The organism is Sphingobacterium sp. B16(2022), from assembly GCF_012030425.1.
In the GTDB taxonomy this organism is placed as follows: domain Bacteria; phylum Bacteroidota; class Bacteroidia; order Sphingobacteriales; family Sphingobacteriaceae; genus Sphingobacterium; species Sphingobacterium anhuiense.
Map to the genome: position 1 here is coordinate 48809 of NZ_JAAUVN010000004.1, position 13627 is coordinate 62435.

The following is a 13627-nucleotide window of genomic DNA, read 5'->3' on the forward strand; positions in this document are numbered from 1 at the left end:
TTTTTAGTATTTAGATTTTAATTGTCCTACGATGCGATGGATGGGCTACTAATTTAACATATCCAAGGACACATCTATCGGTCCAATGTATGTAAAAAATGGATCCCTATCTCAAATGGTGAGCATGGGATCCATTGTATTTTAACAAAGAAATAAGTGCCGAATTCGAATTAAACGAATTACAATAATGCTTACTTTCCGTTAACTTTATGCCAAATAATGGTTTGATTACCAAATATTTTAGAGAATCCTTTTACATCGTCACCTGTATATCCAGCGTTCATTTCACCGTATGTTCCAAATTTATTAGACATTAAATCATATTCCGATTCGATACCAATAACGACAAAGCGGTAAGGGTGTAACTCGATAATCACTTTTCCTGTTACAGTTTCCTGAGTAGATTGTAAAAATGCCTCGATATCACGCATTACAGGGTCGTGCATTTGTCCTTCGTGCATATAATTGCCATAAAACCCTGCAATCTGATCCTTCCAAGATAATTGCCATTTAGTCAACGTATGTTTTTCTAAAGCATGGTGTGCTTTTATCAAAATAACGGATGCAGCTGCCTCAAATCCTACACGGCCTTTAATACCAATAATGGTATCTCCTACGTGGATATCACGACCGATACCATAAGGTTGTGCCAATGCTTGTAATTCTTGAATTACACGTACCGCATCTAATGCTTTTCCATTCAATGCTGTTGGTTCACCTTTTACAAAATCAATCGTAATCTGCTGAGGTTCTGTAGAAGTTACTGGTGTTGGCCAAGCGGAATCTGGTAAATACTGATTGGATGTTAATGTCTCTGCTCCTCCTACTGAAGTACCCCAAAGACCTTTATTAATCGAGTATTTAGCTTTCTCAGCTGAATATTCAACACCATGTTTATTTAAATATTCTATTTCATCTTCGCGTGATAATTGCAAATCACGGATTGGCGTAATAATTTCCACTCCTGGAATTAAGGTATGAAAAATCATATCAAAACGTACCTGATCATTGCCTGCACCTGTAGATCCATGCGCTACACATTCTGCTCCAATTTTCTTAGCATAATTGGCAATAGCGGTCGCTTGACAAACTCGCTCAGCGGATACTGATAATGGATAAGTTGCATTTTTCAATACATTACCAAAAATCAAATATTTAATAGTTTCGCGGTAATAGTCTTCTGTTTCATCAATAGCTGTATGCGACTTTACGCCTAAAGCATAAGCTCGCTCTTCAATCTGTTTTAATTCCTCATCGGAAAAACCTCCTGTGTTAACTACTACTGAGTGAACTTCTAAACCTAAATCTTGTGTTAGATAAATACAACAAAATGATGTATCTAACCCACCACTGAATGCTAAAACTACTTTTTTCATCTTTTTGGATTAATTCATTGATAAACCTCGGAATGAGACTTAAACAAAAATATAAAAAACTTAAAACTCCTTAACTACTTTTTTACTCTTATGGAAATTAGCTGCAACAAACTTCTTTGCTGATTTCCATAATTTTGCTTCTATACGTTTCAACAACGATTGTTTCTGCGTAATACGCTCTAATCTTTCTTTTGCTTCTGCTTTTCGCTGAATTTTTTCTTTCAATTCGCGTTCCTTATCAACAGGGTCCCAAAGCATAGCTGTACACATACAGTTTTTACGATCCTTACTTAATAGGATATCGTAATTCACACAACTTTGGCATCCTTTCCAAAATTCTTCATCTTGTGTGAGCTCGGAATAGGTCACAGGTTCATAACCTAGTTCTGAATTAATTTTCATAACCGCCAAACCTGTCGTTAAACCAAAAATCTTTGCATGTGGATACTTTTCGCGAGATAAATCGAAGACTCTTTTTTTAATTGCTTTGGCTAAACCTACTTTACGAAATTCAGGATTGACAATTAAACCAGAATTGGCAACATAATCACCATGTCCCCAGGTTTCAATATAGACAAACCCAGCCCATCTTCCATCCTTGTGTAAAGCAATAACGGCTTTACCCTCAATCATTTTATTAGCAACATATTCTGGCTTGCGACGTGCAATACCAGTACCTCGAGCTTTTGCAGACTCGAACATTTCATTGCAAATCTGCTCAGCATATGCAACATGCTCAGGTTTTGCGGGAATAATTAAAAATTCTGAAATAGTCATTGACTTACGACCCAAATAATAAAACTAACAACCGAAATTGCGTTTTGTTATGAAAAAACAATTAATAAAATCGTGGAGCGCCATCATCGGACCTGATGATATTACTGAAAAGAAAGATCACTACCTCATATCAAGCCCGAGGTAGTATGGGTCGTCGAAAGCGAAGAACTGGAATCTGCCTAAAAATAAAAGAACAATACCTCTTACCAACAAACTTTTTAAAAGCATGTAGCAAAGAGAATTTTAATGTATTGTTATTCTTCATTTCTAGTTATCGTCTTCTTAAAGGACGTTGCAAATGTATAAAATAATTTTTTTCTTTTCTGCAATAATAGTACGCATTTTTTATAAAATGACAAAAAACTACAAAAACTTAAAACCACTCAACTTACAACTTATAAATCAATCACTTAAATCATTTTATTGTAATGAATAACTGATGAATAAAAAAACCAATCTGGTAACAAATGTCTAGAATCATTAATAACTTGCTATCAATACTAAAAAAAATAAAGAAATAGAAACTTTTAGTATTCTCATTAAAATTAGATAATTTTGTGCTTCATCGGTGATCTTATAAAGTTCGCCATTAGTACACAACAGCATATGGACACTCCTAGTATCATTTTTTATTGCATTTTCGGGATCCCTTACTTTATTTTTATGTATTGGTTAGTTAAACAAGATAAACAAAAATATGCTTGGGGAATTGCACTTATCACAGTAATTGCTGTTCTCGCAATATATGTTTCGCAAAAGGCGAGCAAGGTTGCGATGGATAATTATCAACAACATCAAATTGATTCTAGACAAATCGAACATGATGAAAAAGTCGATAGTTTAAATCATAAATAATAAAAGCGCCTGAAAGGCGCTTTTATTATTTATGATTTACTTCTCTATATGCTCTAAAGCAAATAGAAATGCATAGTTTAAAGCAATATCTTTGAGATAGTCAAATCGTCCGGATGCCCCACCATGACCGTACTCCATATCCGTTTTAAGCAGTAACACATGATGATCAGTTTTCATCTTTCTTAATTTCGCGACCCACTTTGCCGGCTCAAAATATTGAACCTGACTATCGTGCAATCCTGTTGTGACTAATATATTTGGATATTCCTTTCCTTCTATATTTTCATATGGGGAATAGCTCTTCATATAATAGTAAGCTTCCTTTTCATTAGGATTTCCCCATTCGTCATATTCATTGGTTGTTAATGGAATGCCTTCGTCCAACATCGTATTCACGACATCCACAAAAGGAACTTGTGCAATAATACCATTCCATAGATTTGGTTCCATATTGGCTATCGCTCCCATTAAAAGTCCACCTGCACTTCCTCCTTGTGCATAAAGATGTCCCAAGCTTGTAAATTTCTGATCAATTAAATAATGACCACAAGAAATAAAATCTGTAAATGTATTGATCTTATTCATCATTTTACCTTCTTCATACCATTGTCTCCCCATCTCCTCACCTCCTCGGATATGTGCTATTGCATATACAAAACCGCGATCTAACAAACTCAATCGAGCACTATTAAATGTAGGATCTATCGCGTATCCATACGAACCATATGCATATAATAGCAAAGGTGCCGAACCATCTTTCTTAATACCATTTTTATAGACAAGAGAAATGGGAATAGCAGTACCATCACTTGCTTTTGCAAAAATGCGTTCCGTACTATATGCATGCGTATCATAGCCCCCAACAACCTCTTGTTGCTTCAATAAGATTTTTTCCCTAGTCACCATATCGTACTCATAAGTCGATAAAGGTGTTACAAGCGAGGTATAGCCGAAACGTAATTTTTGTGTATCGTATTCAACATTAGTACTGGGATAAACTGTATAAGCTACTTCTCCAAAATCAAGATAATACTGTTCTTCATTTTGTAAGTTGTGTATAGCTATTTGAGACAATCCATTTTTCCTTTCGGTAACGACCAAATAGTCTTTGAATTCATCTACCTCACTTACTAATACATCTTCTCGATGTGGAATAAATGCTCTCCAATGTTCTCTACTAGTCATACCAAGCTGACACTGCATAACCTTGAAATTTTTTGCTTCGTCATTTGTTACAATGAGAAAGCGATCTTCCAAAGCTGTAACATGGTACAGCACATTTTTCATTCTTGGTTGAAACACCTGAAAATTTCCAGCTGGGTCATCAGATTTCAGATAAAAAACTTCTGATGAAAGCGTTCCTTCTGATTCAATAAATATGTATTCACCATTCTTTGATTTTCCGACACCGATGTAATTGGTATTATCAATTTCTTCATAAACGGTTACATCATCATCTACAAGTGTTCCTAATGTATGTCTATTAATTTTTTCACTTAATAATGTAACTGGATTTTTTGCCGTATAGTAAAGCGTTTTATTATCCTTAGCCCAAGTAGAGTTTCCTGATGTTTTTGGTATTTCGTCTTTATAGATTTCACCCGTAAGTAGATTTTTAATGAAAATGGTATATTCTCTTCGTGATACGGTGTCGACACCAAAAGACATTAAGTTGTTATCGGGGCTTATCGAAAACCCTGTAGCAGCGTAATACGCATAACCTGCTGCCATGGCATCAATATCGAGCAGAATCTCTTCGCTCGCATTAAGCTCATCCTTTTTTCTACAAAACTTAAAATACTGCTGCCCATCTTCTGTACGGGTATAGTAATAATATCCATTTTTAAGATAAGGAACAGATTCATCTTTTTCTCTAATCCGTGCTTTCATTTCCTGAAACAATTGCTCCTGCAATTTTTCCGTTGGCTTTAGCACAGCATTCGTATAATCATTTTCTTTTTTTAAATAATCAATTACCAATTCAGCGTCAGGCCCCTCCTTAAAGAAATCATTCATCCAATAATAATCATCGATCACTTGGTCGTTGTGAATGTCTCTCTTATGTGGTTTAATCACTGCTAAGGGAGCTTGAATACCTTTTGTATTTAATTGTTCTGAAGTATATTGCTCTGCTCGTGCTGTTCCTATTATAGCGCTTAAAATAATCATATTTCTAATTTTCGTAATGATCAAAAGACTGAATTAACCAAAGAATTCAGAATTATGTAAAGGTAAAAATACGGATGTATCAGTATTATTTAGTAAAAATTAACATTTTAAGCATTATACTAGCATTATATTTGCAGATCGTAACCACATCAAAATATCAAAAGATGAATTTAAAAAGATTACTGTATGTATTTGCTATTGGATTAACTCCCATTTTTGGCTACGCTCAGGAGAATAAAAGTGTACCTGAAAACTGGTTTAATCTGGATTATGAAAAAGATGGTGTACTGGGTATAAGTACAGAAAGAACTTACGAGAGTTTACTAAAAGGTAAAAAATCTACACCCATTATTGTAGCCGTTCTGGATGGGGGTGTTGATGTCAATCATGAGGATTTAAAAAACATAGTCTGGATTAATCCGAAAGACAGTATCTCGAATGGAGTTGATAACGACAAAAATGGGTTCATTAATGATAAATATGGCTGGAATTTCATTGGTAACGCAACTGGTGAAAACGTGCATTTTGATAATTTGGAATTAACAAGACTGATCCGTAAACATGCTCCAAAATATGATGGAGTAACGGCTTCGACCGTTATGACCGACCAAGAAAAACGTGCTTACAATGCTTATTTAAAAATGGTCGATGCCTATAATGAGAAATTGGATGAAGCAAAATATGGTGCACTAAATTATGTTGCATTGAAAGAGAACATAGATAATCTTGTCAAAAGCATCAATAAGGATAAGTCTGCGATAACAACAGCAGATCTAGATAGTCTCAATCCTCCGGGCAACCGTCAAAAGATTGCGATTAGAATTGCGAAAGAAGAAATTGAGAAAGCTGGCGGATTTGAAAAGTTTTATGATGATTTAACTGAAGGTGCAAATTACTTCGGAAATCAAGTCGCCTATCATCTTAATAAAGAATATGATTCACGTTCTATTGTTGGTGATAACTACGATGATGCACGTGAATATCATTACGGAAACTCGGATGTTACAGGTCCTGATGCACTTCACGGAACACACGTAGCCGGTATCATTGCAGCTGATCGTAAAAATAATATTGGCATTAAAGGGGTCGCTAACGATGTAAAAATACTTTCAGTTCGCCTAGTGCCAGATGGAGATGAGCGTGACAAAGATGTCGCAAATGGCATCCGCTATGCTGTTGATAATGGCGCTAAGGTTATTAACATGAGTTTCGGAAAAGGATACGCTTATAATAAAAATACGGTAGATGAGGCAGTAAAATATGCTATGTCAAAAGATGTTTTACTTGTTCATGCTGCAGGTAACGACAGTGAGGATAATGATATTTCACCTAATTATCCGAATAAATTTTATACAGATAGCTTAGGTGCTATAACAGGCGTTGCAGATGCATGGATTACTGTTGGTGCGACAGGGCCTCGGAAAGATGATGAGCTGCTGGCAAGTTTTTCAAACTATGGTAAAGCTTCCGTGGATGTATTTGCTCCAGGATTATATATCAATTCAACTGCTCCACACTCTGAATACAAAGAAGAGCAGGGTACAAGTATGGCTGCACCTGTAGTTGCCGGTCTTGCTGGTATGTTACGCTCTTACTACCCGCAGTTATCAGCTCTTGAGACAAAAGAGATTATCATGAATTCTGTTACAAAGTTAGATGATTCGGTTCGAATTAAACTGGAAGATGGTTCTTACAAGACAGTCAAATTAGCTGATATTTCTATTTCAGGCGGTATAGTTAATGCTTACATGGCTGTGCAAAAAGCAAATGAATATCTCATTAAAAAGAAAAAATAAAATATTGACATAATATTTGCATCTTGTTTTACGTTTTACTAATAAATTTAACAGTAACAACAAAGATTGCGTATGGTCGAAAACTTTACAACAGAAAATGAAGTTAAAAACATCGAAACAGAAGTAAAAATCTCTGATGAGGATGTGGAACAACAATTAAAACTTCAGCTACCAAAAATCATGATGAATCCAAGTGATTCCTGTATTGATAGAATTTTGAATTACTCAAAATCTGTAGTCAACAAAAAGGCTTAGTCGGGAGATTAAGCCTTTTCTATATTTTAAAAACTTAACTATCTTTGATAGATATGTTGAAAAAAGATAGATATAAAGCTTTTGTAGAATATTTTTCTAAAAATAGCCCAGATGCACAAACAGAATTAAATTATAGTAATCCTTATGAATTATTGGTCGCTGTAATATTGTCTGCACAATGCACAGATAAACGAATCAATCTGGTGACCCCTAAACTTTTCCAACAATTTCCAACTGTCGAAACTTTGGCGAATAGTAGTGCTGAGGAAATATTCACGTATATCCGTTCAGTAAGCTATCCGAATAATAAAGCGAAACATTTGGTTGGAATGGCCAAAATGCTCGTTGATGTATTTGATTCTACAGTTCCTGAAAAAATAGAAGATTTGATAAAACTACCCGGTGTCGGCAGGAAAACGGCAAACGTCATCTCTTCAGTGGTTTACAATCAACCTGCAATGGCTGTTGATACCCATGTATTTCGCGTTAGTAACCGGCTTGGCCTCACGAGTAAAGCTACAACTCCACTTGCTGTGGAAAAACAACTGGTCAAATATCTGCCTGTTGAAACTATTGCTATTGCACATCATTGGCTTATATTACATGGTCGCTACATTTGCTTAGCCCGAAAACCTCAATGTGACAAATGTGCCATTACTTACATGTGTAAATATTTTGAAAAAACGCACCAAGTGAAAGAAATCAAAGAAAAAGTTAGTTAAAAACAGTAGACTAATTTTTTTAGTAAAAATATTTTGCAAATTAAAAACTATTCCTTACTTTTGACTTAACAATACTAAGAATATGAGCAACCCAGATAAATTAAAAGCATTACAGCTTACATTAGATAAATTAGAGAAATCATATGGCAAAGGCGCCATTATGAAATTAGGAGATACTACTGTTGATCCCATTGAATCAATCTCTACAGGTTCTTTAGGTCTTGATATCGCATTAGGTATCGGAGGCGTTCCTAAAGGTCGTATCATTGAGATTTACGGTCCTGAGTCTTCTGGTAAAACAACCCTTGCAACACATATCATTGCTGAGGCTCAAAAATCAGGCGGTATAGCTGCTTTTATTGATGCTGAACATGCTTTTGACAAATACTACGCGCAGAAATTAGGTGTTGATGTTGAGAACTTATTAATTGCACAACCCGATAATGGCGAACAGGCTTTAGAAATTGCCGATAATCTGATCCGCTCTGGAGCTATTGATATTATTGTTATTGACTCCGTCGCTGCTTTAGTACCTAAAGCAGAAATTGAAGGTGAGATGGGGGATTCCAAAATGGGACTTCAAGCACGTTTAATGTCTCAAGCTTTACGTAAATTAACAGGTACAATTTCCAAAACAAACTGCTGTTGTATTTTCATCAACCAGCTCCGTGAAAAAATCGGTGTTATGTTTGGTAACCCTGAAACAACGACAGGTGGTAATGCATTAAAATTCTATGCATCTGTACGTCTTGATATCCGTCGTACTTCTCAGATCAAAGATTCTGATGAAGTATCTGGTAACCGCATAAAAGTAAAAATTGTTAAGAATAAAGTAGCTCCTCCATTCCGAATCGCCGAATTTGATATCATGTTCGGAGAGGGTATTTCAAAAGTTGGTGAAATCATCGACTTAGGTGTTGAATACAATATCATTAAGAAAGCTGGTTCATGGTTTAGCTATGGAGAGACAAAATTGGGACAAGGTCGTGATGCTGTAAAATCATTATTACTTGACAACCCGGATTTGGCGGATGAACTAGAAGCAAAAATCAGAGCTGAAGTTGCTGGCGTAGATCCAAATCTCGTTTTAGAAGAAGGTTAATTTTTTCGTTACATATAGATTTTTAATATAGCCATTCCAAAAGAATGGCTATATTTATTTACTAAAACCTATGCTAATGAAAAAGTATATTCTTTCTTATTTTATTCTTTCAATTTTATGTTGCAGCTCGCTTCTACTTTCGGCACAACAATTAAAGATATTAACATACAATATCCATCATGCTAACCCTCCTAGTGAAAATGCCGACGTTATCAATCTAGATACGATCGCATCCATTATCAAAAAAACAAATGCAGATCTAGTTGGTCTACAAGAAATTGATGTTAACTTAGATCGATCCCAAAATATTGATCAGGCAAAGAAATTAGCTCAACTCACAGGTATGCACTACTTCTTTTCTAAAGGAATTAATCTAGATGCGGGTGAGTATGGGACTGTGATCCTTTCGAAATACCCGATTGTTAAAAGTGAACGTTTCGAACTTCCATCACCAATTGAAAGTGAAAAGAGAAGTTTAGGCATAATCCATATAAATATAAAAGGAAAAGTAGTCAAGTTTGCTAATACGCACCTTGATTTGAAAAATGAAAATAGGCTTGCACAAACGGCTTTTATCATTGACAAATTTAAGAATGATAAAAACCTTATTATTCTAGTCGGTGATCTAAATGCAACACCTGCAGAACAACCAATCCGTAATTTAGAGCAAATATTTACACGCAGTCAAATCAAAAATGGATTTACAATACCTGAAGTAAATCCTGATCGTGAAATTGATTTTATCATGATAAATAAAGGAAGTCAGTTTAAATTTAAAAATCATCACGTTTTATCTGAAACTTATGCAAGTGATCATAGACCTGTATATGTTGAAATTAATGCCCAATAATAGCTCATGAGTATCAATAGAAGAAAATTTATAGAGGCCTTAACCTTAGCGGGCATAACATTACCAAGCATCGGTTTGGCTGAGGAAAAAAAAGAACTTAGTGACAACGAAAAATTTGATTTTATCGTACCAGCATATTTGCAAAATCAAATCAATAAGAGTATAAGTATCTTTTCCATTTTAAGCAAACCTGCATTTGCATGGTTGGAGATCTTGGACGATAACAATCAGGTAATTGACAAGATATATCAAAGCGAAGATGGTATGTTAGAGGCTAATACTGACTTATTTAAATTTACTATACAGGAAGCGCCTAGAGTCTTTAAATATAGAATAGTAGCTAAAGAAGTTCTTAAATTTGAAGCTTATAAAATTGTTTACGGAGAGGAAATTAAAACCAACATTTTTTCTGCCAAATTAGCTGAAAAAGATCAGGACAAAATTAGATGTTTGATATATAATGATGTACACGAAGCGAAAGACACGTATAAGGATCTAGTTCCAAGTCATAATATAGAAGCATATGATTTTTCTATTCTAAATGGCGATTCTTTTCATTATGTTACAAACCAAAAAGATATAACAGAAAAACTGCTTCAACCCTTTTCATTTTTTGAAACCAGCAGGCCTTTTATCATGAATCGCGGTAATCATGAAACAAGGGGTTCATTTTCTCGTCTTTTCAAAAAGTTATTTGGCTATCCTGAAAATAAATTCTATCAATCCTTCAAATTGGGCCCTATTTACTGGATTCTACTAGACAGTGGGGAGGATAAACCAGATACACATGAGGTGTATGGAGGAACTGTAGATTATGACAATTACCGTAAAGAACAGGCTATTTGGTTAGAGAAAGTTTTGCAATCGAAAGAAAGAAAGGCCTCTCAGCATACCGTTGTTGTCAGCCACATTCCTATTTTTCACTCTGATGACTGGCACGGAACATTACATAACCGCTCAAGCTTTCATCCATTATTTCAGAAGTATAAAATTGATGCGATGATTACAGGACATACACACAAATATGGGTATTATCCGCCTGATAAAGATCATAATTATACGATCTTCATCGGTGGCGGTCCAAAGGTTGGAGAACGTACAATAATAGATGTGAACGGTGATAAGAAATCGTTAGATATAAAAATGATCAAAGATAATGGAGATGTATTAGGTCATCTTAAAAAGGCATAATTATTACTAATTATTGCACGTAAAAAAGGCGCTTACATAGTAAACGCCTTTTTTATAAAATTAATAATCGATCTGACTATTCACCTTCTTCTAAGAAAGGATATTTATAGTTTGTATCTGGATTAAAGGTTTCTTTAATCGTACGTGGAGATACCCAACGCAATAAGTTGATCATTGATCCCGCTTTATCATTTGTACCAGAACCACGTGCACCACCGAATGGCTGTTGCCCTACTACGGCACCAGTACACTTATCATTAACATAGAAATTACCTGCTGCATTACGCAATGCATGTGTTGCCTGCGCGATTGCATAGCGATCTTTAGCGATAACTGAACCTGTTAAAGCATAAATAGAAGTTTTATCAACGATTTCTAATGTTTCTTCCCATTTCTCATCTTCATAAACAAAAATTGTCAAAACTGGCCCGAACAATTCTTCTGACATTGTTTCATAATCTGATTTTTTAGCCACAATAACAGTTGGAGAAATGAAGTAACCTTTAGATTTATCGTATGTCCCACCGATCACAACTTCAGCATCAGCAGATTCTTTTGCACGATCAATATATTTTGAAATCTTGTCAAATGATTTCTCATCAATAACTGCATTGATGAAATTTGTAAAATCTTCTGTTCCTCCAATTTTGAATGAATTCACATCTGTAGTCATTGCATCTTTCAATGCTGGCCACATCGATGCAGGAACATAAGCACGTGAAGCAGCTGAACATTTTTGTCCTTGATATTCAAATGCACCGCGAACTAATGCTGTATTAGTTACTTGCAAATCTGCTGTTGGATGAACTAAAATAAAATCTTTACCTCCAGTTTCACCAACTATTCTTGGATATGTCTTGTAAAGATGGATATTCTCACCGATTGTTTTCCAAATATCTTGGAAAACTCCTGTAGAACCTGTGAAGTGGATACCAGCAAAATCAGGATGTTTGAAAATTACATCACCTGCGTCAGGTCCAGATACATATACTAAGTTAATAACACCTGCCGGCAAACCTGCTTCAATAAAAATCTCCATTAACACTTGCGCAGAATAAATCTGAGCATTAGATGGCTTCCATACGACAACATTTCCCATCATAGCAACACATGATGGTAAATTACCCGCAATAGCTGTAAAATTGAATGGTGTCAAAGCGAATACAAAACCTTCCAAAGGACGTTGCTCTACGCGATTCCATACACCTTTTCCTGATACTGGTGGTTGCTGTGCATAGATTTCTGTCATGTACTGTACGTTGAAACGTAAGAAATCTGTAAACTCACAAGCTGCATCAATTTCTGCCTGATAAGGGTTTTTTGACTGCGCTAACATGGTAGCAGCATTCAACTTATAACGATATTTGGTCGATGCTAGTTCTGCTGCTTTCAAAAAGATTGCTGCACGGTCTTCCCATGGCAAATTCTCCCAATCACTTTTAGCAGCCAAGGCGGCATTAATGGCATCAGTGACATGACTTTTAGAACCTTGACTATATTGTCCCAAAACATGTTGGTGATCATGTGGAGGATTGATAGATACTTTACTATCTGTACGGACTTCCTTTCCGCCTATATACATAGGTACGTCAACTTGCTTAGCACGAGCTTCATCAATCGCCGCTTTTAATAATTTGCGTTCTTTTGTTCCAACAGCATATGAGTACACTGGCTCATTTGTAGGTGTCGGTACATTAAAAAATCCTTTTATCATAGTAATAATTTTATATTTTCAAAAAGCTGAATTTCAATGAATTCATAGAATTCAACATAAATTTACAAGATTTTAATCCGTGTTCCAATTATTGGATTAGTCTTTAACAGTACTGGTAAAAATATGTTTAAACTTTTCCAATTTTGGTTTAATCACGTATTGACAATATCGATCTTCCTTATTATTAGCGTAGTAATTTTGATGATAATCTTCAGCTTTATAGAAAGTAGTAAATGGATTAATTTCTGTCACGATAGGACGGTCATACAACCGTTCTTCTTTCATTTTTTTTAGATAAAAATTAACTTTTTCTAATTGTTCTTGATCATGAACAAAAATTGCAGAGCGGTATTGCGTACCGATATCATTACCTTGCCTATTCAATTGTGTAGGATCATGTGCGATAAAAAAAGCTTCTAACAAGGTATCGAATGATATTTTCTTGGGGTCATACAAAACATTGATCACTTCAGCATGTCCTGTACTCCCTGTACTGACTTGGCTATATGATGGATTCTTCGTTTCTCCTCCAGCATAGCCTGAAATAACTTGCTGTACACCATCAAGTGTTTTAAATTGAGCTTCAACACACCAAAAACAACCTGCTGCAAATGTTGCCGTATCTACAAGACCATTCTGATGATCTGGCAACTGTTCAAATGATTCCGGTTCCTTTTTAGCAATATTAGATTGACAGGATAACAATGCATTGCTTGTTACCAAAAGTACAAGCATAGCGATATATTTATGTACCATCTCTATAACCCTTAAATTAAAAAAGCGGTAAAATGTTATCATTCTACCGCTTTTGTTTCGCTAC

At 35.3% G+C, this 13627-nt stretch carries 12 protein-coding genes; 7 read left to right on the forward strand and 5 right to left on the reverse strand.

Translation table 11 applies throughout. The features are described from left to right. Window positions 1–191: 191 nt before the first annotated feature. Both argG and HCX49_RS18475 read right to left on the reverse strand, forming a co-directional pair. A complete protein-coding gene (gene argG, locus HCX49_RS18470) occupies window positions 192–1376 on the reverse strand; it encodes an argininosuccinate synthase (protein WP_168127869.1) in 1185 nt (394 codons plus the stop codon). Window positions 1377–1436: 60 nt separating this feature from the next. After that, window positions 1437–2153 carry an N-acetyltransferase gene (locus HCX49_RS18475; protein WP_021191927.1) on the reverse strand — a complete coding sequence of 239 codons (717 nt, stop codon included), beginning with the start codon at window positions 2151–2153 and terminating at the stop codon, window positions 1437–1439. Between the two features lie 663 nt (window positions 2154–2816). Between HCX49_RS18475 and HCX49_RS18480 the strand changes: the two genes are divergently transcribed. Further along, the gene (locus HCX49_RS18480) at window positions 2817–3008 is read left to right on the forward strand and encodes a hypothetical protein (protein WP_021191926.1); all 192 of its coding nucleotides are present in this window, start codon (window positions 2817–2819) and stop codon (window positions 3006–3008) included. 36 nt (window positions 3009–3044) lie between these two features. On the opposite strand, the gene HCX49_RS18485 is transcribed toward HCX49_RS18480, so the two are convergent. Continuing rightward, complete coding sequence (locus HCX49_RS18485; protein WP_168127870.1) at window positions 3045–5177, reverse strand: S9 family peptidase; 2133 nt, start codon at window positions 5175–5177, stop codon at window positions 3045–3047. Between the two features lie 164 nt (window positions 5178–5341). Between HCX49_RS18485 and HCX49_RS18490 the strand changes: the two genes are divergently transcribed. From HCX49_RS18490 to HCX49_RS18515, 6 genes are all read left to right on the forward strand, one after another. Then, a complete protein-coding gene (locus tag HCX49_RS18490; RefSeq protein ID WP_168127871.1) occupies window positions 5342–6973 on the forward strand; it encodes a S8 family serine peptidase in 1632 nt (543 codons plus the stop codon). Between the two features lie 72 nt (window positions 6974–7045). Then, the gene (locus HCX49_RS18495; protein ID WP_132771512.1) at window positions 7046–7228 is read left to right on the forward strand and encodes a hypothetical protein; all 183 of its coding nucleotides are present in this window, start codon (window positions 7046–7048) and stop codon (window positions 7226–7228) included. A 53-nt stretch (window positions 7229–7281) separates the two neighbouring features. After that, on the forward strand, window positions 7282–7950 hold the full coding sequence (nth, locus tag HCX49_RS18500; RefSeq protein ID WP_168127872.1) for an endonuclease III: 669 nt from the start codon (window positions 7282–7284) through the stop codon (window positions 7948–7950). An 82-nt stretch (window positions 7951–8032) separates the two neighbouring features. Beyond that, complete coding sequence (gene recA, locus HCX49_RS18505) at window positions 8033–9052, forward strand: recombinase RecA (RefSeq protein ID WP_021191922.1); 1020 nt, start codon at window positions 8033–8035, stop codon at window positions 9050–9052. A gap of 76 nt (window positions 9053–9128) precedes the next feature. Then, on the forward strand, window positions 9129–9902 hold the full coding sequence (locus HCX49_RS18510; protein WP_168127873.1) for an endonuclease/exonuclease/phosphatase family protein: 774 nt from the start codon (window positions 9129–9131) through the stop codon (window positions 9900–9902). A gap of 6 nt (window positions 9903–9908) precedes the next feature. Beyond that, window positions 9909–11093 (forward strand): metallophosphoesterase family protein, encoded by a 1185-nt coding sequence (locus HCX49_RS18515; RefSeq protein ID WP_168127874.1) that lies wholly within the window; start codon window positions 9909–9911, stop codon window positions 11091–11093. A gap of 76 nt (window positions 11094–11169) precedes the next feature. Here the strand turns inward: HCX49_RS18515 and pruA are convergent, their stop codons facing one another. Both pruA and msrA read right to left on the reverse strand, forming a co-directional pair. After that, complete coding sequence (gene pruA / locus HCX49_RS18520) at window positions 11170–12807, reverse strand: L-glutamate gamma-semialdehyde dehydrogenase (protein WP_168127875.1); 1638 nt, start codon at window positions 12805–12807, stop codon at window positions 11170–11172. 96 nt (window positions 12808–12903) lie between these two features. Then, window positions 12904–13563: a peptide-methionine (S)-S-oxide reductase MsrA gene (msrA, locus tag HCX49_RS18525; RefSeq protein WP_237682848.1), complete on the reverse strand. Its 660-nt coding sequence runs from the start codon at window positions 13561–13563 to the stop codon at window positions 12904–12906. Between the last annotated feature and the right edge of the window lie 64 nt (window positions 13564–13627).

Bases quoted from the DNA above. Each gene is read 5' to 3' on its own strand.
- msrA (WP_237682848.1), bottom strand. From the start codon at position 13,563: ATGGTACATAAATATATCGCTATGCTTGTACTTTTGGTAACAAGCAAT.
- nth (WP_168127872.1), top strand. From the start codon at position 7,282: ATGTTGAAAAAAGATAGATATAAAGCTTTTGTAGAATATTTTTCTAAA.
- HCX49_RS18495 (WP_132771512.1), top strand. From the start codon at position 7,046: ATGGTCGAAAACTTTACAACAGAAAATGAAGTTAAAAACATCGAAACA.
- HCX49_RS18515 (WP_168127874.1), top strand. From the start codon at position 9,909: ATGAGTATCAATAGAAGAAAATTTATAGAGGCCTTAACCTTAGCGGGC.
- pruA (WP_168127875.1), bottom strand. From the start codon at position 12,807: ATGATAAAAGGATTTTTTAATGTACCGACACCTACAAATGAGCCAGTG.
- argG (WP_168127869.1), bottom strand. From the start codon at position 1,376: ATGAAAAAAGTAGTTTTAGCATTCAGTGGTGGGTTAGATACATCATTT.
- recA (WP_021191922.1), top strand. From the start codon at position 8,033: ATGAGCAACCCAGATAAATTAAAAGCATTACAGCTTACATTAGATAAA.
- HCX49_RS18475 (WP_021191927.1), bottom strand. From the start codon at position 2,153: ATGACTATTTCAGAATTTTTAATTATTCCCGCAAAACCTGAGCATGTT.
- HCX49_RS18480 (WP_021191926.1), top strand. From the start codon at position 2,817: ATGTATTGGTTAGTTAAACAAGATAAACAAAAATATGCTTGGGGAATT.
- HCX49_RS18485 (WP_168127870.1), bottom strand. From the start codon at position 5,177: ATGATTATTTTAAGCGCTATAATAGGAACAGCACGAGCAGAGCAATAT.
- HCX49_RS18490 (WP_168127871.1), top strand. From the start codon at position 5,342: ATGAATTTAAAAAGATTACTGTATGTATTTGCTATTGGATTAACTCCC.
- HCX49_RS18510 (WP_168127873.1), top strand. From the start codon at position 9,129: ATGAAAAAGTATATTCTTTCTTATTTTATTCTTTCAATTTTATGTTGC.